The following is a 19,382-nucleotide window of genomic DNA, read 5'->3' on the forward strand; positions in this document are numbered from 1 at the left end:
CCGCCTGTCCTGCCCGGCACCAATGCAATGCGCGTTCCATCTTCCGAAGCTCGAGAGACATTGAGATGAATCCAGCCAATCTTCCCTTCGATTCCGAAGCGATGCTCCAGGGCCTGCGCGGTTGGGTGGAATGCGAAAGCCCGACCTGGGACGCGAGTGCCGTGAACCGCATGCTCGATCTTGCCGCGCGCCAGATGGCAATCATGGGTGCGACGATCGAGCGCATCGCCGGCCGCGACGGCTTTGGCGGAGTGGTTCGCGCCCGCTTTCCGCATCCCAAGCAGGGCGAGCCGGGCATCCTGATTGCCGGACACATGGACACCGTCCATCCCACCGGCACCATCGAGAAGCTGAAATGGCGGCGCGAGGGCAACAGGTGCTACGGCCCCGGCATCTACGACATGAAAGGCGGCAATTATCTCTCGCTGGAAGCGATCCGGCAGCTGGCAAGTGCTTCGTTCACGACGCCGCTGCCGATCACCGTGCTGTTCACGCCCGACGAGGAGGTCGGCACGCCGTCGACGCGCGACATCATCGAGGCGGAGGCCGCGCGCAACAAATACGTGCTGGTGCCCGAGCCCGGCCGCGCCGACAACGGCGTCACGACTGGACGTTACGCCATCGCGCGGTTCAACCTCGAGGCGACGGGACGGCCGAGCCACGCCGGCGCAACGCTGTCGGCGGGCCGCTCGGCGATCCGCGAGATGGCGCGGCAGATCCTTGCGATCGACGCGATGACGACGGAGGACTGCACTTTCTCGGTCGGCGTTGTGCATGGCGGACAATGGGTCAATTGCGTTGCAACGACCGCTACCGGCGAAGCGCTGTCGATGGCCAAGCGGCAGGCTGATCTCGATCGCGGCGTCGAGAGGATGCTGGCTCTGTCAGGCACGACCAATGATGTCGCCTTCAAGGTGACGCGCGGCGTGACCCGGCCCGTGTGGGAGCCGGATGCGGGCACGATGGCGCTGTATGAAAAAGCACGCGGCATCGCTAAATCGCTCGGCGCCGAGCTGCCGCATGCGAGCTCGGGCGGCGGCTCGGACGGCAACTTTACCGGCGCGATGGGCATCCCGACGCTCGACGGACTCGGCGTGCGCGGCGGCAATGGCCACACGCTGGAAGAGTTCATCGAGGTCGAGAGCCTGGTCGAACGCGGCCGGCTGATGGCGGGTTTGCTGGCGACCCTGGAGTAATAGGTTGAATCAACTTCGCACTGCACAATGCGTTGGCAGTCGCGGTTGAAATTTAGCCTTGTCTATAAATAAGGCGCATCGTACTGCTCGATTGTCCACGCGACGATGCGGGAGAGATCGCAATGAAGGTTTCGGCCTTCTTTGCGGCGCCGACGGAGCAACCGCCCCGGAAACTCTCAGGCAAAAGGACTGTATCGTCAGGACGATCTGGAGAGAGACGGCACGGCCAAGATTGGTCGTTACGTCCACCGAAGGGGATAGTCCGGAGCAAGACCTCGCCTGAGGTCCGCAAAGGATCAAGCTCTCAGGTAACCGTGACAGATGGGGCGCCGCCAACGGCCTTGTGGCCGGCGGTTAGCCGACTCTAACTCACGGGAGCCCCGAACCTGCCATGACTCATATCGCCATCATCGGCGCCGGCATCACCGGCGTAACGACCGCCTATGCCCTGCTCGAACGCGGCTACAAGGTGACGGTGCTCGACAAGCACCGCTACGCCGCGATGGAGACCTCCTTCGCCAACGGCGGACAGCTCTCCGCCAGCAATGCCGAAGTGTGGAATAGCACCGCGACGATCCTCAAAGGCCTGCGCTGGATGTTTCGGCGCGACGCACCGCTGCTGATGAATCCGCGGCCGAACTGGCACAAATATTCGTGGATGAGCGAGTTCGTCGCCAACATCGGCAACTACCGCGCTAACACCATCGAGACCACGCGGCTCGCGATCGAAGCCCGCAAGCATCTGTACGAGATCGCCACGCGTGAAGGCATCGACTTCGACCTCGAACGTCGCGGCATTCTCCACATCTATCACGACAAGAAGGGTTTTGAATCCGGCCTGCGCGTCAACGCGCTGTTGCAGGAAGGCGGCCTCGATCGCCGCCCGGTCACGCCGGAAGAAATCCGCGCGATCGAGCCGACGCTGCGCAAGGAGTATTATGGCGGCTTCTACACGCCGTCGGACGCGACCGGCGATATCCACAAGTTTACCCGCGGGCTTGCCGAGGCCTGCAAGCGTCGCGGCGCGACCTTCATCCACGAAGCCAATATCGATTCCATCGCCCAGGCCGGCGGAGGCTTTGTCGTCGGCTGGGCAGATCTCTCTGCAAGCGATGCTGCCGCATCCGCACGCGGCATGCTGAACGTGGATGGGGTCGTGGTCTGCGCCGGTGTGGCGAGCCGCCACTTCGCCGCCCTCCTCGACGAGCGCGTCAACGTCTATCCGGTAAAGGGCTACTCGATCACCGTGCAGCTCGACACCGCCGAGAGCCGCAACGCGACGCCGACCGTGAGCCTGCTCGACGAGGCCGCCAAGATCGTTACCAGCCGGCTCGGCGCCGATCGCTTCCGCGTTGCCGGCACCGCCGAATTCAACGACTTCAACCGCGACATTCGCGCCGATCGCGTGCAGCCGCTGGTCGATTGGGTGCGCAGCAACTTCCCCGCCGTCGAAACGTCGCGAGTCATCCCATGGGCCGGGTTGCGCCCGATGATGCCGAACATGATGCCGGTGGTGCGCGCAGGGCGGATGCCGGGTGTGTTCTTCAACACCGGCCACGGCCATCTCGGCTGGACGCTGTCGGCAGCGACCGCGCAGATGATTGCCGGAACCATCGACGGCTGGCGCGGGCTCAACGCGCCGCCCACCATGCCCTCACTTGGGGTTGAGCGCGAGCTGCGTCATGCATCCTGAGTGGTCTCCATCAGGAGCAGGCGGCCCCTTGCGACCGCCCTGCCCTTGGCACACAATTTGCCCCGAAAGGTCGGCATCTCCGGCCGGCTTTCCCAGCCCGAATGACAGGCACGCATGATAGACACGAACGAATCCACGGGCACCTCGGCGCCCCACAAGTTCCTCAGCCGGAGATAGGTGCATGTTAGGTTACCTCATTCGCCGAATCTTCGCCGCCGTCCCCGTCATGGGCGTGGTCGCACTGTTCGTGTTTCTCCTGCTCCGCCTCACCCCCGGCGATCCCGCGGCGATTCTCGCCGGCGACAACGCGACACCGGAACGGCTGGAGCGCATCCGTACCTCGCTCGGCCTCAACGAGCCCCTGATCGTGCAGTTCATCACCTGGGTGAACAAGCTGCTGCACGGCGATCTCGGAACCTCGCTGATCTCCAACCTGCCGGTGGTGAAGATGATCGGCCAGCGTGTCGAGCCGTCGATCTCGATCGCGCTGTCGACCATCATCCTCGCCGTCATCGTCGCCGTTCCCTTAGGGGTGATCGCGGCGTGGAAGCACGGCACCTGGATCGATCGTTTCGTGATGGGTCTCTCGGTGCTCGGCTTCTCGGTCCCGGTGTTCGTGGTCGGCTACGTCCTGATCCAGGTCTTCGCCATCGACCTGCGCTGGGTGCCGGTCCAAGGTTTCAAGAGCATCAGCACGGGCTTTGGTCCGTTCTTCGAGCGCATGATCCTGCCGACCTGCGCGCTCTCCTTCATCTACATCGCGCTGATCGCGCGCATGACGCGCGCGGCGATGCTCGACGTGCTCGGCGAGGACTACGTCCGCACCGCGCGCGCCAAGGGCATCAACGAAGTCGCCGTGATGATGCGACATGCGCTGCGCAACGCCGCCGTACCCGTGATCACAGTGATCGGCACCGGCTTTGCGCTTCTGATCTCGGGCGTCGTCGTCACCGAGAGCGTGTTCAACATCCCCGGCATCGGCCGCCTCACCGTGGATGCGGTGCTGGCGCGCGACTATCCGGTGATCCAGGCGATGATCCTGCTGACGTCGCTGATCTATGTCGTCGTCAATCTTCTGATCGACGTCGCCTACACCCTGCTCGATCCGCGGATCCGGTACTGAGGCAAGGATAAGCACAAAAATGTCGGTCGATACCCTTCCCCAGCCGTCCATACCGATCACGTCGCCGCTGCGGCCGCGCTTCGGATTCCTCACCTCGACGCCCATCATCGCCACGGCGACGGTCTTGCTCGCGCTGATCGTGCTGGTCTCGATTCTGGCGCCGCTGATCGCGCCGCACGATCCGATCCAGCTCGCGCCGTCGCAACGGCTCAAGCCATCCTCGGCGCAGTTTCTGCTCGGCACCGACGCCTATGGCCGCGACCTGTTGTCCCGTGTCATCTACGGCGGCCGCATCTCGCTGCTGATTGGCGTCGGCTCGGCGATCCTGTCGATCGTCATCGGGCTCGTGATCGGCCTCGTCTCCGGCTTCTTCAAGCTGGTCGATTCCGTCCTGATGCGGATCATGGACGGCCTGATGGCGATGCCGAGCATCCTGCTCGCGATTGCCGTGGTGTCGCTGTCCGGTGCCAGCCTCTGGACGGTGCTGATCGCGATCACGATCCCCGAAGTCCCGCGCGTGGCCCGCCTGGTGCGCTCGGTCGTGCTGTCGGCGCGCGAGGAACCCTATGTCGAAGCGGCGATCTCGGTCGGCTCGTCCCTGCCGAAGATCATGTGGCGGCATTTGATGCCGAACACGATCGCGCCTCTGATCGTGCAGGGCAGTTACGTCTGCGCGTCCGCGATCCTCACGGAGGCCATCCTCTCCTTCCTCGGCGCCGGCATCTCGCCGGAGACGCCGACCTGGGGCAACATCATGGCCGAGGGTCGCCAGTACTTCCAGCTCAAGCCGACGCTGATCTTCTGGCCGGGCCTGCTGCTCTCGATCGCCATCCTCAGCATCAATCTGATCGGCGACGCAGCCCGCGACGCACTCGATCCCCGCATGAAGCAGCGGGAGGGCAAGTGATGACCAATCAAGTGATGACCAACCCCATCCTCGACATCAACAATCTCGTCGTCTCCGTCGGCAAGAAGCCGAAGGGCGCGAACATCATCGACGGCATCTCGATCCAGGTGCACGAGCGCGAGACGTTGTGTCTCGTCGGCGAAAGCGGCTCGGGCAAGTCGGTGACCTCGCTCACCACGATGGGACTGCTGCCGAAGGGCACCCTGGTTCCCACCGGCGGCAGCATCAAGCTGGTCGGCGAGGAGCTGCTCACCGCGACCGACCGCCGCCTGCGCCAGCTTCGCGCCACGCAGATGGCGATGATCTTCCAGGAGCCGATGACGGCGCTCAATCCCGTGGTGCCCGTCGGCCGCCAGATCGACGAGGTCCTGCGCGCGCATACCGACCTCGATGCGAGAGCGCGGAAGAAGCGCATCCTCGACATGATGGACCAGGTCCGCCTGCCCGAGGTCGAGCGCATCTTCGCCTCCTACCCGCACCGTCTCTCCGGCGGCCAGCGCCAGCGCATCATGATCGCGATGGCGCTCGTGCTGGAGCCGAAGCTTCTCATCGCCGACGAGCCGACCACCGCGCTCGACGTCACCACGCAGAAGCAGATCCTGACCCTGATCCGCGACCTCCAGCGCGATCACGGCACCGCCGTGCTGTTCATCACCCACGACATGGGCGTGGTCGCCGAGATCGCCGACCGCGTCGCGGTGATGCGGCAGGGCCGCCTGGTCGAGACCGGTCCGCTGGAGACCGTGCTGCGCAATCCGACCATGGAATACACCCGCAACCTGCTCTCTGCGGTGCCGAGCCTGGTGCCGCGCGTGGCGCGGCCCGAGACCAAGGAGCCGGTCGTGCTGGAGGCCAACGAGCTCAGCAAGGTCTACAAGGAGCGCGCGTTCTTCGGCAAAGGCCGCGAGGTCGTCGCCGCCGACAAGGTCACGCTGACGCTGCGCAAGGGCCGCACGCTCGGCATCGTCGGCGAAAGCGGCTCGGGCAAGTCGACCGTGGCACGCTGCATCGTCCGCCTGATCGACCCGACCTCCGGCGGCGTGCGCCTGGCCGGCCGCGAGATCGCGGACATCTCGCGCCGCCTGCTCCAGCCGCACCGGCAGAAGATCCAGATCGTGTTCCAGGACCCCTATCGCTCGCTCAACCCGCGCGTCACCGTCGGCGAAAGCATCGCGGAAGGCCCGATCAATTACGGCACCTCGCATGCCGACGCGATGAAGCGCGCCCGCGAGCTGCTCGAGCTCGTCGGCCTGCCCGCGGACGCCGTGGCGCGCTATCCGCACCAGTTCTCCGGCGGCCAGCGCCAGCGCATCGCGATTGCCCGCGCGCTCGCGCTCGATCCGGACGTGCTGGTCGCGGACGAAGCGGTCTCGGCGCTCGACGTCTCCGTGCAGGCACAGGTGCTGGAACTGCTCGACGAGATCCAGACGCGTCTCGGCATCGCCATCCTGTTCATCACCCACGATCTGCGTGTCGCAGCCCAGATCTGCGATGAAGTCGTGGTGATGCAGCACGGCCGCGTCGTCGAGCAGGGCCCGGCCGCCGAAGTGCTGACGCATCCGAAGGAGGCCTACACCAGGGCCCTGCTCGAGGCAGCGCCCGGCCGCAACTGGGACTTTGCGAATTTCCGGCCCGTCGCGGAAGGCGTGGCTGCGACAGCCTAGATCCATCCCTCGTCATTGCGAGCGTAGCGACGCAATCCAGTATCCCTCTGCGGAGACGGTCTGGATTGCCTCGCTACGCTCGCTATGACGGTGATCGCGGCAAGTATTCCCAAAACGGCTTAAGGCCATGCACGGCGCGAGTGCGTCCCACCTTGCTCTCGCCGCAGAGCCAAGGCTAACGTCGCCCGCTTTCAATCGCCTGGACTTGAATTGATGACACGTATCGCCGTCGGCGGCTTCCTGCACGAGACCAACACCTTCGCTCCGACGAAGGCGACTTTCGCGGACTTCCAGCATGGCGGCGGCTGGCCGGCGATGACTGAGGGCGCCGACGTGCTGAAGGTGATGCGGGCCATCAATGTCGGCCTCGCCGGTTTCGTCGACAGTGCCGAAGCCGATGGCTGGGAACTCGTCCCGACGATCGCCTGCGGGGCCAGCCCGTCGGCGCATGTCACCAGGGACGCCTTCGAGCGCATCGTCAAGGTCATGGTCGACGGGATCGCCGCCGCCGGCCCGATCGACGCCGTCTATCTCGACCTGCACGGCGCCATGGTCACCGAGCATCTCGACGACGGCGAAGGCGAGATCCTGGCGCGTGTGCGCCGCGTCATCGGCAAGGATGTTCCGCTGGTCGCGAGCCTCGACCTGCACGCCAACGTCACGCCCGAGATGATTGAGCATGCGGACGCGCTGATCGCCTACCGCACCTATCCCCATGTCGACATGGCCGAGACCGGCCGCGCCTCCGCGCGACATCTCGCATTGCTCCTGAAGACCAGGCAGCGTTTTGCAAAAACGTTCCGGCAATTGCCGTTCCTGATCCCGATCAGCTGGCAATGCACCAACGACCACCCCACCAAGGGCATCTACCAGAAGCTCGCCGCCCTGGAGGGCGATGCGGTTCCGACGCTCTCCTTCGCGCCCGGCTTCCCCGCGGCCGACTTCCGCGACTGCGGGCCGAGTGTGTTCGCCTATGGCAGGACCCAAGCCGACGCCGACCGCGCGGCGGATGCGATCGTCAAGCTCATCGAAAGCCACGAGGACGATTTCGACGGCAAGATCTGGTCGCCCGACGAAGGCGTGCGCCACGCCATGGAGCTTTCCAAGAGCGCGAGCAAGCCGATCATCATCGCCGACACTCAGGACAATCCCGGCGCCGGCGGCGATTCCGACACCACTGGCATGCTGCGCGCGCTGGTGCGCAACAAGGCCAGCGCCGCGACCGGCGTGATCTACGATCCCGCCTCGGCCAAGGCCGCACACGCGGCCGGCGTCGGCGCCACCGTGACGCTGTCGCTCGGCGGCAAGTCCGGCATACCCGGCGATGAGCCCTATCGCGAGACCTTCGTCGTCGAAAAGCTGTCCGACGGCCGCTTCGTCGCGCCCGGCCCTTACTACGGCGGCCGCGAGATGGAGATGGGTCCGTCCGCGGCCTTGCGCATCGGCGATGTCCGCGTTGTCGTGAGTTCGCACAAGGCGCAGCTCGCCGACCAGGCGATGTACCGCTATGTCGGCATCGAGCCGACGCAACAGAAGATTTTGGTCAACAAGAGCTCGGTGCACTTCCGCGCCGATTTCGAGCCGATCGCGGAAAAGCTGATGATCTGCGCTGCGCCCGGCGCGATGCCGGCCGACACAGCCGCGCTGCCCTGGACGCGGCTGCGTCCGGGCATCCGCATCAAGCCGAACGGCCCCGTTTTCAATCCCCCTTCACGCTAACCGGACAGGAACACATGCCCACGATCGAGCGCATCGACGGCTATGCCGACGAACTCACCGCCATTCGCCGCGACATCCACGCCCATCCCGAGATCGGCTTCGAGGAAGTGCGCACCTCCGGCATCGTCGCCGACAAGCTGAAGAGCTGGGGCATCGAGGTGCATCGCGGTCTCGGCGGCACCGGCGTGATCGGCGTCATCAAAGGCAAAGGTTCGGGCGGCAAGCGCATCGGCCTTCGCGCCGACATGGACGCGCTGCCGATGGAAGAGAACACCAATCTGAAATGGAGCTCGAAAATCCCCGGCCGCTTCCACGGCTGCGGCCATGACGGCCACACCACCATGCTGCTCGGCACCGCGCGCTACCTCGCCGAGACCAGGAACTTCGACGGCACCGTGCATCTGATCTTCCAGCCGGCCGAGGAAGGCCTCGGCGGCGCCCGCGCCATGATCAAGGACGGCCTGTTCGAGAAATTTCCCTGCGACGAGCTCTACGGCCTGCACAACGCGCCCGACCTCAACCACGGCGAGATCGCGATCCTGCCCGGCCCCGCGATGGCCAGCGCCGACTTCTTCGACCTCCGCATCACCGGCTATGGCGCGCATGGCGCGATGCCCGAGCGCTCCAAGGACGCTGTGATCATCGCGACGACGCTGGCGCAGGCGATCCAGACCATCGTCAGCCGCAACGTCGAGCCGCTGCAGGCCGCCGTCGTCTCGATCACGCAGATTCACGCCGGTTCCGCCTACAACGTCATTCCCGGCGACGCGCATCTTTGCGGCACCATCCGCACCTTCTCGAAGGAAGTCCGCACCCTGATCAGCGAGCGCATTCGCACGATCAGCGCCGGCATTGCGAGCGCCTATCAGTGCGTGATCGACGTCGACATCCGCGACACTTTCGATGTGCTGGTCAACCAGGTCGAGCAGTCCAAGGTGGTCGAGGAGGTCGCGCGCACGATCGTCAACCCCGCCAACGTGATCACCCGCGCCCAGCCGAAGATGGGCAGCGAGGATTTCGCCGACATGCTGCAGACCATTCCCGGCGCCTATTTCTGGGTCGGCCATGACGGCTCGGTGCCCGTGCACAACCCCGGTTTCGTGCTCGACGACAAGATCCTGCCGATCGGCGCCAGCATGTTCGCCCGGATCATCGAGACCCGGATGCCGGTGGGTGCCAATGCATAAAAAGGGCGTCGAAGAGGCGGTCACCTCGCTGCATGATCTGTCAGCGGTCGATCTGATCGCGGGCTATCGCGCCAAGCAGTTCTCGCCGAGCGAGATGCTGGAGGACGTGCTCGCCCACGTCGCTGCGTGGGAGCCGCACCTGAAAGCGCTCTATGCATTCGATCCCGACGGCGCGCGCGAGGCCGCAATGGCCTCGACGGCGCGCTGGTCCGGGGGCGAGCCCTCCGGCGCGCTCGACGGCGTGCCTGTCACGGTGAAGGACAACATCGCGACCAAGGGCGTGCCGGTGCCGCTCGGCGCCGCCAGCGTCAAGCTGGTCCCGGCCGAGAAGGATGCTCCGCCTGCCGCGCGGCTGCGTGAGGCCGGTGCGGTCATCTTCGCAAAAACCACCATGCCCGATTACGGCATGCTGTCCTCGGGCCTCTCTTCGTTCCATGCGCTCGCGCGTAATCCCTGGGACCTCTCCAAGAATCCCGGCGGCTCCAGCGCAGGCGCGGGCGCCGCGGCGGCGGCCGGCTACGGCCCGCTGCATCTCGGCACCGATATCGGCGGCTCGGTTCGCCTGCCCGCGGGCTGGTGCGGCCTCGTCGGATTGAAGCCGAGCTTTGGCCGCGTGCCGATCGACCCCGCTTATGTCGGCCGCGTCGCCGGCCCGATGACCCGCACGGTCGACGATTGCGCGCTGATGATGAGCGTGATCGCAAAGCCCGACCGGCGCGACGGCACCAGCCTGCCCGCAGAGCCGCTCAACTGGAAGGGGCTGGAGAAGTCCCCGCGCAAACTTCGCATCGGTCTGATGCTCGATCCCGGCGTCGGCCTGGCGCTGGAGAAGCCGGTGCGCGAGGTCGCGGTGAAGGCTGCGAAAGCGTTCGAATCCGCCGGCGCGGTCGTGACCGAAGTCGACGGCATCCTCACGCGCGAAATGCTCGACGGCCTCGACAATTTCTGGCGCGCGCGGATGTGGGATGATCTCTCCAAGCTGACGCCGGAAGATCAAGCGAAGGTGCTGCCCTACATCTTCAAATGGGGCGAGTCCGGCGCCAGGCTCTCCGGCATCGACGTCATCCGCGGCTTCAACCAGACCATGGCGATCCGCGCCGCCGCAGGAAAGCTGTTCTGCGAGCTCGACTATGTGATCTCGCCGACCGCGCCGAACGTGAACTACCCGGCCGATTGGGCTTCGCCCACCAATGACCCCATGAAGCCGTTCGAGCACATCGCCTATACCGTGCCGTGGAATATGTCCGAGAACCCTGCCCTGTCCATCAACGGCGGCTTCGACGCCAAGGGCTTTCCCATCGGCGTGCAGATCGTCGGCCGCCGCTTCGACGATATCGGCGTGCTCGGCATGGCCAAGGCCTTTGAGGGCTTGCGCGGTCCGCAGCGGCCCTGGCCGCGCCCGCCGGCGAAGTAGCGACTAAGCACAAGTCGTCATGCGCGGGCTCGACTCGCGCATCCATCCCTCGTCAAAAAAGATGGATTGCCGGGTCAAGCCCGGCAATACACAATCGATTCAAGAATGACAGGGAAGGAAATCACCATGGCGTATGAGACGATCAAATACGAGGTCGCCGAACAGATCCTCACCATCACCCTGAACCGACCCGACAAGCTCAACGCCTTCAACGCGCAGATGCAAGCAGAGCTGATCGACGCGTTCGACGCCGCCGACAAGGACGACAACGTCCGCGCCATCATCGTCACCGGCGCCGGCCGCGGTTTTTGCGCGGGCGCGGACCTCTCTTCCGGCGCCGACACGTTCGATCGCGACGCGCGGCGCGGGCCGGTCAAGCGCTTCGCCGACGGCAAGGTCGACTACAGCGATCCGCAGGTGCGCGATGGCGGCGGCCAGGTGACGCTGCGTATCTTCAAATGCCTCAAGCCGGTGATTGCCGCAGTGAATGGTCCCGCCGTCGGCATCGGCGTCACCATGCAGCTCGCGATGGACATCCGCATCGCGTCGGACGCCGCACGCTTCGGCTTCGTGTTCTCCCAGCGCGGCATCGTGCCTGAGGCGGCATCGAGCTGGTTCCTGCCGCGCATCGTCGGTATCTCGCAGGCGCTGGAATGGTGTTATTCGGGCCGCGTCTTCCCGGCGCAGGAAGCGCTCGCGGGCCGTCTCGTCAGCAAGGTCGTAGCCCCGGATGATCTGCTGCCGACCGCGCGCGCGCTTGCCAAGGAGTTTACGGCGAAGACAGCGCCGGTGTCAGTGGCGCTGATCCGACAGATGATGTGGCGCATGATGGGCGCCGACGATCCGATGGAAGCCCACAAGGTCGACAGCCGCGGCATCTACGCCCGCGGTCGCTCCGACGATGTGAAGGAAGGCGTGGTTTCGTTCCTGGAGAAGCGGCCGGCGCAGTTCAAGAACAAGGTGTCGAGCGACATGCCGGATTATTTCCCGTGGTGGACGGAGCGGGAGTACAAGTGATGCGAAGCGAAATTCCGGGTCTTGCGCAGCTCTCGTAGGGTGGGCAAAGCGCAGCGTGCCCACCATATCGACATCAGTTGCCGATAGCTGGTGGGCACGGCGCAAGGGCGCCTTTGCCCACCCTACGGCACCGTCACTACGGAACCGTCAATCCATCACCAGCGCGACACGCCCGATCGCCTTGCGGTCGAGCAACAGCCGCATCGCCTTGGCATAATCCTCCAGCGGCAGGCGGTGTGAGACGTTGGGGCGCAGCTTGCCCTCCTCCGCCCATTGCAGCAACGCCTCCAGGCGAACCTCGCCGAGTGCAGGATTTTTCCGGACAGCCTCACCAGCGCGCACGCCGAGCACGCTCGCACCCTTGATCAGCAACAGATTGGTCTTGGCCGAGCCGATGCCGCCGGTAAAACCGATCACCAGCAGCCGCGCGCCCCAGGCGATGCAACGCATCGAGTCTTCAAAAACCTGGCCGCCGACCGGATCGAACACGACGTCCGCGCCGCGGCCGTCGGTGAGGCGCTTGACGGCGTCGCGAAACGGTTCGCGATCGTAGCGCACGAGATGATCGGCGCCGCGCGATTTCGCAACGGCGAGCTTCCCGTCGCTGGAGGCGGTCGCGATCACGGTCGCGCCCAGCATCTTGCCGATCTCGACGGCAGCAAGTCCGACGCCGCCGCCGGCGCCGTGCACCAGCAGCACCTCGCCCGGCTCGACCCGGCCGCGATCGATCAGGGCGTGATAGGCGGTGCCGTGGCCGGCGAGATAGGTCGCGGCCTCCGCGTAGTCGAAAGTCGACGGCATCGGCGTGAGCTGCGACGGCGCGACGATGGCTTCGTCGGTGAAGGCACCATGGCGCATCTTGACGATGACCTTGTCGCCGACGGCAACGCCCCCCACCTCCGCGCCCACTTCGGTGACGTCGCCCGCCGCCTCCATGCCCGGCGTGAACGGCAGCTCCGGCTTGAGCTGGTACTCGCCGGCGGCCATCAGCACGTCAGGAAAATTCAGCCCGGCAGCCCGGATCGCAACGCGCACCTCGCCCGGCTTCAGCGCGCGCGACGGAAACGCTTCCAGCCGCAACGTCTCGGGCGCGCCGAGCGCGCGGCAGACGACTGCCCGCACCATCAGGCCGCGCTCGCTTTGCGGCGCAGGATCGCCTCGCGGATCAGCGGCAGACGATCATTGCCGAAATACATGTCGGTCTTGCCGACGAAGATCGTCGGCGAGCCGAAGCCGCCGCGCGCGACGACCTCCTCGGTGTTGGCCTTGAGCTGATCCTTGATCCCCTGCTCCGAGATGCCGGCAAAGAATTTTGGCTCGTCGACGCCGACCTTCCGGCAAATCCCGGCGAGCACTGCGTCCTGCGAGATGTCTTGATCGTCACCCCAATAGGCCTCGAACAATGCGGTCGCGAACGGCACCATGTCCTTGCCGAGCCAGATGCAGCCGCGCATCGCCTTCACGCTGTTCACCGGAAACACCGTCGGCGGCATCTTGATCGACAGGCCGGCCGATCGCGACCAATCGGCGAGGTCCTTCTTCATGTAGCGCGCCTTCAGCGGCACCGGCGTCTCCCGCTGCGCGTAGACGCTCGGGTTGACCGTGTTGAAGATGCCGCCGACCAGGATCGGCCGCCAAGTGATTTCGGCGCCGAGCTCCCTGGCCAGCGGCTGGATGTTGTGGAAGGCGAGATAGGTCCAGGGGCTGGAACAGTCGAAGAAGAATTCGATCATGGTGTTTCCCTTGTTTGTTTTGCTCTCTCTGTCATTGCGAGCGAAGCGAAGCAATCCGGACTGTCACCGCGGAAAGACCCTGGATTGCTTCGCTTCGCTCGCAATGACGGAGGAGCGATCAGTACCTATTTCTTTCCCAACAGCTCCTTAGCCTTCTGGCCGAACATGATCTTGCGTGATTCCTCGTCGAACGGCTCTTTCACGAACTTGCCGATTGCAAGCCCCGCCTGCACCTGCGGCCTCGCGCGCACCTCGGCATACCAGCGCTTCACGTTCGGATAGTCGTCCAGCGTAAAGCCCTGCGCCTTGTGGGTCATGGTCCAGGGGAAGCAGGCGATGTCGGCGATGGAATAGTCTCCGGCGACAAAGGCGCCGGTCCTGGCCAACTGACGGTCGAGCACGCCATAAAGCCGCGCGGCCTCGTCGCGGTAGCGATCGATCGCGTAAGGAATCTTCTCCGCCGCATAGAGCGCGAAATGGCCGTGCTGGCCGAGCATGGGCCCGAGGCCGGCCATCTGCCACATCACCCATTGAATGGTGGTGGAGCGGCCGCGCAGTTCCGTGGGCAGGAAGCGGCCGGTCTTCTCCGCGAGATAAATCAGGATCGCGCCGGTCTCGAACGCGGAGAACGGTGCGCCGCCATCGGCAGGATCGTGATCGACGAGAGCTGGAATGCGGTTGTTCGGGGAGATCGCGAGAAACTCAGGGGCGAACTGCTCGCCGGCGCGGATGTTGACGGGCTTCACCGTGTAGGGCAGCCCGAGTTCCTCCAGCATGATCGAGATTTTCCAGCCGTTCGGCGTCGGCGCGTAATAGAGGTCGATCATGACCTTTCCTTTTGGCCCTTCCTTTGGCCTTCCCTGTCATCGCCGCTGGAATAGAGAGCGACTTTTGTTGTTCTGTACCTCGACGTTAAGACATGGCAGACAGTGGCGCAACACAACCTGCCGGGAGGGCCGCCATGCTGTTTCCAACCACGATCGCCGGCTCCTTGCCGAAGCCGGAATGGCTCGCCGAGCCCAACATGCTGTGGGCGCCCTGGAAGTCGCAGGGAGCGGAGCTTCTTCGCGCCAAGCGTGACGCGACCATGCTCGCCGTCAAGGTGCAGGAGGACGCCGGCATCGACATCGTCACCGAGGGCGAGCAGGCCCGCCAGCATTTCGTGCATGGCTTCCTGGAGAAGATCGAGGGCATCGACTTCGCCCACAAGGTCGAGATGGGCATCCGCAAGGATCGCTACAAGGCGATGGTGCCGCAGGTAGTCGCCCCGCTGCGGCTGAAAGGCCGCGTTCATGCCGACGAGGCTCGCGTCGCGCGCGCGCATACCAGGAAGAAGCTCAAGTTCACCCTGCCCGGCCCGATGACAATCATCGACACCATCGCGGATCGCTACTATGGCGATCGCGTCAAGATGGCCTTTGCCTTCGCCGAGCTGTTGAACGAGGAGGCCAAGGCGCTCCAGGCCGACGGCGTCGACCTCGTGCAGTTCGACGAGCCCGCCTTCAACGTCTACATGGACGAGGTCAACGACTGGGGCATCAAGGCGCTCGAGCGTGCCGCGCAGGGCCTGACCTGCGCCACTGCCGTGCACATCTGCTACGGCTACGGCATCAAGGCCAATACCGACTGGAAGGAGACGCTCGGCGCGCAGTGGCGGCAGTACGAGCAGATCTTTCCGGCGATCGACGCCAGCCCGATCCAGCAGGTCGCGATCGAGTGCCGCAATTCGAAGGTGCCGCTCGACCTGCTCGCGCTGCTCAAGACCAAGATCGTGCAGGCCGGCGTGATCGACGTCGCCAGCGACACGGTCGAGACCGCCGATGACGTTGTCAAGGTGATCGACGCGGTGTCGAAATTCGTCCCCAAGAGCAACATCATCGCCACCACCAATTGCGGCATGGCGCCGATGCGGCGGGAGATCGCCGAAGCCAAGCTGATGGCGCTCGGTGCCGGCGCCGCGCTTGCGCGCGAGAAGCTAGGATGATCACGACGCGCTTGTTTTAGTCCAACGCCGTCGGATGCAGCACGGGACGGTAGCCGGCGTGGAGCGCGCGCAGCGTTGAGGGCGGCGTCAGCAGCTGGACGTCGCCGAGTTGACGCGCGCCCTTGATATAACCCGCCGGCGACCACGGCAGGGCGCTCCCCTGCATCACCAGAAAGCTCGCCTCGCCCTGCTGCACCATTGCGCCGTCGGGCAATTCTGCGAGGGGCGCCGGCAGTGGGTGCAGCCGCTTGCGACCGCGATCGAGACGCTCCCGGTGCAGCTGAGCATCCATCGCCTTCGCGCTGATGCCGCTTGCACCATTTCCTGCCTCCCAAGCCGCACGAAATCGTTTGGCATCGTCGCGGCGGCAGAAGAAGCAGGGACGGTGGCCTGCGGCAAAGGCGGTGGCCTCGTCGAGAAAGAACAGCTCGGTCCAGCTCCGCCGCGCCATCACCGGCCGCCGCCAGCCGCGGAATTCGCAAAGGCACGTGATCCAGGCCGGCGACGACCAGCGCTTCTTCAGCAGCGTCCTGGTCGCGGGATCATGAATGATGCCGCGATTGCCGGTGAACAGGCCGCGGTGCGGCGTTGAGATGATGTCGCCGGTCGGCGTGACGCGGTTTTGCAGGGGCATGGCTGCCTCCACCCGTCATTGCGAGGAGCGAAGCGACGAGGCAATCCAGACTATGTCCGCGGATACATTTCTGGATTGATTCGCTTCGCTCGCAATGACGGTGATCGTCACGCCGCGCCGTCGCGAAGCGGCGGGTGGTAGGACAGCGCGGTGTCCCAGGGGAAGAATATCCAGGTGTCCTGCGAGACTTCCGTGATGAAGGTGTCGACCAGCGGGCGTCCCTTCGGCTTGGCGTAGACGGTGGCGAAATGCGCATCCGGCAGCATCTGGCGCACCAGCCTGCCGGTCTTGCCGGTGTCAACGAGATCGTCGACGATCAGCAGCCCCTTGCCGGTGCCGCCGCCGAGCTTCATCGCCGATTCGGAAATACCCTTGAGGACCTGCAGCTCGCCCTGCTTGTCATGATCGTAGCTGGCGATGCAGACGGTGTCGATCACGCGGACGCCCAGCTCGCGCGCCACGATCGCGGCCGGCACCAGGCCGCCGCGCGTGATCGCGATCACCGCGTGGAACGGGCCGACCTCGTTGAGCCGCCAGGTCAGCGCGCGGCAATCCCGGTGGAACTGATCCCACGAAACCGGGAAAGCCTTGCCGGCCCGCTCCTGTGCACTCAGTTCCGGTGCTTCACCAGCCATTGTCTTCTCTCCTGCTTCGTCTGCCGGCAAGCCGGGGGCTCTAGCGGGTGATGTTCAATCCCGCCAGCATTTCCTTCACCGCGGCCATCGCTGCCGCCAGCTTGCCCGCATCGCGCGAACGCACAACAAGGTTGGTGTTCGGCTTCTGCTCCTCGTCCATGAAGGGATAGCTGCCGATGATGGTGTCGGGATGTTCGGCGGCGATCGCCCGCAGCGGGCTGCCGATGTCGCCTTCCCGCGCGTTGGCCCGGACCGATTCGGAGAGCATGCGCACGCCCGATTTCAGCTTGGGCGAGACGATGTCCATCATCGCCTGCATGATCGAGGGCACGCCGGCCATGACGATGACGTTGCCGATCTTGAAGCCGGGCGCGAGGATGGTGGCGCTCTGGATCAGCTCGGCACCGTCGGGGATGCGGGCCATGCGCAGACGGGCCTCGTTGAGGTCCTGCTCGCTCCAGCGCTCGCGGAAGCGGGCGACCACCTCCGGGTGATGGTCGATGCCGACGCCGAACGCCTTGGCGACGCTGTCGGCGGTGATGTCGTCATGGGTCGGCCCGATGCCGCCGGTGGTGAAGACATAGGTGTAGCGATGCCGCAGTGCATCCAACGCAGCGATGATGTCCGCCTCATCGTCGGAGACGACCCGGACTTCCTTCAGGTCGATGCCGATATTGGTCAGGTATTCGGCGATGAAGCCGATATTCTTGTCCTTGGTGCGGCCGGACAGGATTTCATCCCCGATGACCAGAATGCCCGCCGTGACGATCTCGCTCATGCCTTAAGTCCCTCGCCTATCGCACCGAATTTGCCGGGGTAACGCGTTGAAGTCACGCGGTTTTGCTGCCGAAATAAGCAGTCCTCAGCCATTTTTTCAGGCAAGCCGCCGGCCATCCCCGGCAAATGCTGCCCGTCTATGCTTATCGCGCTGGCCCGGCCCTTGCTACCACATGAAAGTCATGCACTCTTGCCGCATGGCCAGGACGTTGCGGTCTTCACCAAGGCCTGGCGACCTGTCGAATGGCGCAACGCCTTGCGGAGACAAGTCGGGATCTATGGCAGTCGCGTTTGACGAAATGAACATTCCCGGCGGGGACCTTCGCCCCGCCTATCAGGAGCTGGCGCGCTGGCTCAAGGAGACGCCTCCCGAGGCGCTCGAATACCGTCGCCAGGAGGCCGAGCTCCTGTTTCGCCGCATCGGCATCACCTTTGCCGTCTATGGCGATTCCGAATCCACCGAGCGCCTGATTCCGTTCGACGTGATCCCCCGGATCATGTCCGGCAAGGAATGGGCGCTGCTGGAGAAGGGCCTGAAGCAGCGCGTGCGCGCGCTCAACATGTTCCTGCGCGACATCTATCATGGCCGCGACATCCTGCGCGCCGAGATCGTCCCCGACGATCTGATCTTCCAGAACCCGGTCTTCCGCCCCGAGATGAACGGCCAGCAGGTGCCGCACGACGTCTACGTGCACATCGCCGGCATCGACATCGTCCGGGTCGATGCCGAGGACTTCATCGTGCTGGAGGACAATGCGCGCACGCCGTCGGGCGTGTCCTACATGCTGGAAAACCGCGAAATCATGATGCGGCTGTTTCCGGACCTGTTCGCCCGCCACAGGGTGGCGCCGGTCGAGCGCTATCCGGACGAGCTGCTGTCCGCCTTGCGCTCGGTCGCGCCGCAGGGTGCCTCGGGCGAGCCGACTGTCGCCCTGCTCACGCCGGGCGTCTACAACTCGGCCTATTACGAGCACTCATTCCTCGCCGACAAGCTCGGCATCGAGCTGGTCGAGGGCCGCGACCTCATCGTCAAGAACAACGAAGTGTTCATGCGGACGACCGAGGGGGTGAAACGGGTCGACGTGATCTACCGCCGCGTCGACGACGACTATCTCGATCCCCTCACCTTCCGCCCCGATTCCGCGCTCGGCGTGCCCGGACTGATGTCGGCCTATGCGGCCGGCAACATCACGCTCGCCAACGCGGTCGGCACCGGCATCGCCGACGACAAGGCGATCTACTCCTACATGCCGGACATCGTGAAATTCTACCTCGGCGAGGAGCCGATCCTGAAGAACGTGCCGACCTGGCGCTGCCGCGAGCCGAAGGACCTCGCCTACGTGCTGGATCATTTGAGCGAACTCGTCGTGAAGGAAGTGCACGGCTCCGGCGGCTACGGCATGCTGATCGGCCCTGCCGCGACCAAAGCGACGATCGAAGCCTTTCGCGAGAAGCTCAAGCGCGAGCCGGAAGGCTTTATCGCGCAGCCGACGCTGGCGCTCTCGACCTGCCCGACCTGCACCGCAAGCGGCCTCGCCCCGCGCCACGTCGATTTGCGGCCCTTCGTTCTGACCGGCAGCAAGCACACCACCATCGTGCCGGGCGGACTGACACGCGTCGCGCTGAAGGAAGGCTCCCTGGTGGTGAATTCGAGCCAGGGCGGCGGCACCAAAGACACCTGGATCCTGGACGAGTAGTC

At 65.1% G+C, this 19,382-nt stretch carries 17 protein-coding genes and 2 riboswitches; of the genes, 11 read left to right on the forward strand and 6 right to left on the reverse strand.

Going from position 1 to position 19,382, the window contains the following annotated elements:
• The first annotated feature begins 65 nt into the window (after nt 1-65).
• From OC450_RS24715 to OC450_RS24755, 9 genes are all read left to right on the forward strand, one after another.
• Complete coding sequence (locus OC450_RS24715; RefSeq protein ID WP_211385133.1) at nt 66-1,196, forward strand: M20/M25/M40 family metallo-hydrolase; 1,131 nt, start codon at nt 66-68, stop codon at nt 1,194-1,196.
• A 98-nt stretch (nt 1,197-1,294) separates the two neighbouring features.
• Nucleotides 1,295-1,398, forward strand: a riboswitch (glycine riboswitch).
• A 3-nt stretch (nt 1,399-1,401) separates the two neighbouring features.
• Nucleotides 1,402-1,519: riboswitch (glycine riboswitch) on the forward strand.
• A 68-nt stretch (nt 1,520-1,587) separates the two neighbouring features.
• Nucleotides 1,588-2,889: a D-amino acid dehydrogenase gene (locus OC450_RS24720; RefSeq protein ID WP_211385134.1), complete on the forward strand. Its 1,302-nt coding sequence runs from the start codon at nt 1,588-1,590 to the stop codon at nt 2,887-2,889.
• Between the two features lie 181 nt (nt 2,890-3,070).
• The gene (locus OC450_RS24725; protein ID WP_211385135.1) at nt 3,071-4,012 is read left to right on the forward strand and encodes an ABC transporter permease; all 942 of its coding nucleotides are present in this window, start codon (nt 3,071-3,073) and stop codon (nt 4,010-4,012) included.
• Nucleotides 4,013-4,031: 19 nt separating this feature from the next.
• On the forward strand, nt 4,032-4,919 hold the full coding sequence (locus OC450_RS24730) for an ABC transporter permease (protein ID WP_211385136.1): 888 nt from the start codon (nt 4,032-4,034) through the stop codon (nt 4,917-4,919).
• Between the two features lie 14 nt (nt 4,920-4,933).
• Nucleotides 4,934-6,583 carry an ABC transporter ATP-binding protein gene (locus OC450_RS24735; RefSeq protein ID WP_211385383.1) on the forward strand — a complete coding sequence of 550 codons (1,650 nt, stop codon included), beginning with the start codon at nt 4,934-4,936 and terminating at the stop codon, nt 6,581-6,583.
• A 213-nt stretch (nt 6,584-6,796) separates the two neighbouring features.
• The gene (locus OC450_RS24740; protein ID WP_262048842.1) at nt 6,797-8,302 is read left to right on the forward strand and encodes a M81 family metallopeptidase; all 1,506 of its coding nucleotides are present in this window, start codon (nt 6,797-6,799) and stop codon (nt 8,300-8,302) included.
• A gap of 14 nt (nt 8,303-8,316) precedes the next feature.
• Complete coding sequence (locus OC450_RS24745; protein WP_211385138.1) at nt 8,317-9,489, forward strand: M20 aminoacylase family protein; 1,173 nt, start codon at nt 8,317-8,319, stop codon at nt 9,487-9,489.
• Complete coding sequence (locus OC450_RS24750; protein ID WP_262048905.1) at nt 9,482-10,903, forward strand: amidase; 1,422 nt, start codon at nt 9,482-9,484, stop codon at nt 10,901-10,903. Before OC450_RS24745 ends, OC450_RS24750 begins: the two co-directional genes overlap by 8 nt.
• A gap of 126 nt (nt 10,904-11,029) precedes the next feature.
• Nucleotides 11,030-11,920, forward strand: a complete 891-nt coding sequence (locus OC450_RS24755) for a crotonase/enoyl-CoA hydratase family protein (protein ID WP_262048906.1) — start codon at nt 11,030-11,032, stop codon at nt 11,918-11,920.
• Between the two features lie 147 nt (nt 11,921-12,067).
• Here the strand turns inward: OC450_RS24755 and OC450_RS24760 are convergent, their stop codons facing one another.
• From OC450_RS24760 to OC450_RS24770, 3 genes are all read right to left on the reverse strand, one after another.
• A complete protein-coding gene (locus OC450_RS24760; protein ID WP_211385139.1) occupies nt 12,068-13,045 on the reverse strand; it encodes an NADPH:quinone oxidoreductase family protein in 978 nt (325 codons plus the stop codon).
• Entirely contained in the window at nt 13,045-13,653 is a 609-nt protein-coding gene (locus tag OC450_RS24765) for a 2-hydroxychromene-2-carboxylate isomerase (protein ID WP_211385140.1), read from the reverse strand. The genes OC450_RS24760 and OC450_RS24765 overlap by 1 nt, the downstream gene beginning before the upstream one ends.
• A 125-nt stretch (nt 13,654-13,778) precedes the next feature.
• Nucleotides 13,779-14,480: a glutathione S-transferase N-terminal domain-containing protein gene (locus OC450_RS24770; protein WP_211385141.1), complete on the reverse strand. Its 702-nt coding sequence runs from the start codon at nt 14,478-14,480 to the stop codon at nt 13,779-13,781.
• Between the two features lie 134 nt (nt 14,481-14,614).
• Here OC450_RS24770 and OC450_RS24775 point away from each other — a divergent pair, with 134 nt between their 5' ends.
• Entirely contained in the window at nt 14,615-15,637 is a 1,023-nt protein-coding gene (locus OC450_RS24775) for a methionine synthase (protein ID WP_211385142.1), read from the forward strand.
• A 16-nt stretch (nt 15,638-15,653) separates the two neighbouring features.
• On the opposite strand, the gene OC450_RS24780 is transcribed toward OC450_RS24775, so the two are convergent.
• The 3 genes from OC450_RS24780 to OC450_RS24790 all read right to left on the reverse strand — a co-directional run bounded on the left by OC450_RS24780 (nt 15,654) and on the right by OC450_RS24790 (nt 17,684).
• Nucleotides 15,654-16,271: a hypothetical protein gene (locus tag OC450_RS24780; protein ID WP_211385143.1), complete on the reverse strand. Its 618-nt coding sequence runs from the start codon at nt 16,269-16,271 to the stop codon at nt 15,654-15,656.
• A gap of 107 nt (nt 16,272-16,378) precedes the next feature.
• Nucleotides 16,379-16,906: a xanthine phosphoribosyltransferase gene (gene gpt, locus OC450_RS24785; RefSeq protein ID WP_211385144.1), complete on the reverse strand. Its 528-nt coding sequence runs from the start codon at nt 16,904-16,906 to the stop codon at nt 16,379-16,381.
• A gap of 40 nt (nt 16,907-16,946) precedes the next feature.
• Nucleotides 16,947-17,684, reverse strand: coding sequence for a competence/damage-inducible protein A (locus OC450_RS24790; RefSeq protein WP_211385145.1), 738 nt, complete (start codon nt 17,682-17,684; stop codon nt 16,947-16,949).
• Nucleotides 17,685-17,961: 277 nt separating this feature from the next.
• Between OC450_RS24790 and OC450_RS24795 the strand changes: the two genes are divergently transcribed.
• Complete coding sequence (locus OC450_RS24795) at nt 17,962-19,380, forward strand: circularly permuted type 2 ATP-grasp protein (protein WP_211385146.1); 1,419 nt, start codon at nt 17,962-17,964, stop codon at nt 19,378-19,380.
• Nucleotides 19,381-19,382: the final 2 nt, after the last annotated feature.

The sequence above is a fragment of the Bradyrhizobium sp. Bra78 genome, assembly GCF_024519855.1.
GTDB lineage: Bacteria > Pseudomonadota > Alphaproteobacteria > Rhizobiales > Xanthobacteraceae > Bradyrhizobium > Bradyrhizobium japonicum_G.

Excerpts from the sequence above, each read along its gene's own strand:
- OC450_RS24715 (WP_211385133.1), top strand. The coding sequence starts at position 66 with ATGAATCCAGCCAATCTTCCCTTCGATTCCGAAGCGATGCTCCAGGGC.
- OC450_RS24720 (WP_211385134.1), top strand. The coding sequence starts at position 1,588 with ATGACTCATATCGCCATCATCGGCGCCGGCATCACCGGCGTAACGACC.
- OC450_RS24725 (WP_211385135.1), top strand. The coding sequence starts at position 3,071 with ATGTTAGGTTACCTCATTCGCCGAATCTTCGCCGCCGTCCCCGTCATG.
- OC450_RS24730 (WP_211385136.1), top strand. The coding sequence starts at position 4,032 with ATGTCGGTCGATACCCTTCCCCAGCCGTCCATACCGATCACGTCGCCG.
- OC450_RS24735 (WP_211385383.1), top strand. The coding sequence starts at position 4,934 with ATGACCAACCCCATCCTCGACATCAACAATCTCGTCGTCTCCGTCGGC.
- OC450_RS24740 (WP_262048842.1), top strand. The coding sequence starts at position 6,797 with ATGACACGTATCGCCGTCGGCGGCTTCCTGCACGAGACCAACACCTTC.
- OC450_RS24745 (WP_211385138.1), top strand. The coding sequence starts at position 8,317 with ATGCCCACGATCGAGCGCATCGACGGCTATGCCGACGAACTCACCGCC.
- OC450_RS24750 (WP_262048905.1), top strand. The coding sequence starts at position 9,482 with ATGCATAAAAAGGGCGTCGAAGAGGCGGTCACCTCGCTGCATGATCTG.
- OC450_RS24755 (WP_262048906.1), top strand. The coding sequence starts at position 11,030 with ATGGCGTATGAGACGATCAAATACGAGGTCGCCGAACAGATCCTCACC.
- OC450_RS24760 (WP_211385139.1), bottom strand. The coding sequence starts at position 13,045 with ATGGTGCGGGCAGTCGTCTGCCGCGCGCTCGGCGCGCCCGAGACGTTG.
- OC450_RS24765 (WP_211385140.1), bottom strand. The coding sequence starts at position 13,653 with ATGATCGAATTCTTCTTCGACTGTTCCAGCCCCTGGACCTATCTCGCC.
- OC450_RS24770 (WP_211385141.1), bottom strand. The coding sequence starts at position 14,480 with ATGATCGACCTCTATTACGCGCCGACGCCGAACGGCTGGAAAATCTCG.
- OC450_RS24775 (WP_211385142.1), top strand. The coding sequence starts at position 14,615 with ATGCTGTTTCCAACCACGATCGCCGGCTCCTTGCCGAAGCCGGAATGG.
- OC450_RS24780 (WP_211385143.1), bottom strand. The coding sequence starts at position 16,271 with ATGCCCCTGCAAAACCGCGTCACGCCGACCGGCGACATCATCTCAACG.
- gpt (WP_211385144.1), bottom strand. The coding sequence starts at position 16,906 with ATGGCTGGTGAAGCACCGGAACTGAGTGCACAGGAGCGGGCCGGCAAG.
- OC450_RS24790 (WP_211385145.1), bottom strand. The coding sequence starts at position 17,684 with ATGAGCGAGATCGTCACGGCGGGCATTCTGGTCATCGGGGATGAAATC.
- OC450_RS24795 (WP_211385146.1), top strand. The coding sequence starts at position 17,962 with ATGGCAGTCGCGTTTGACGAAATGAACATTCCCGGCGGGGACCTTCGC.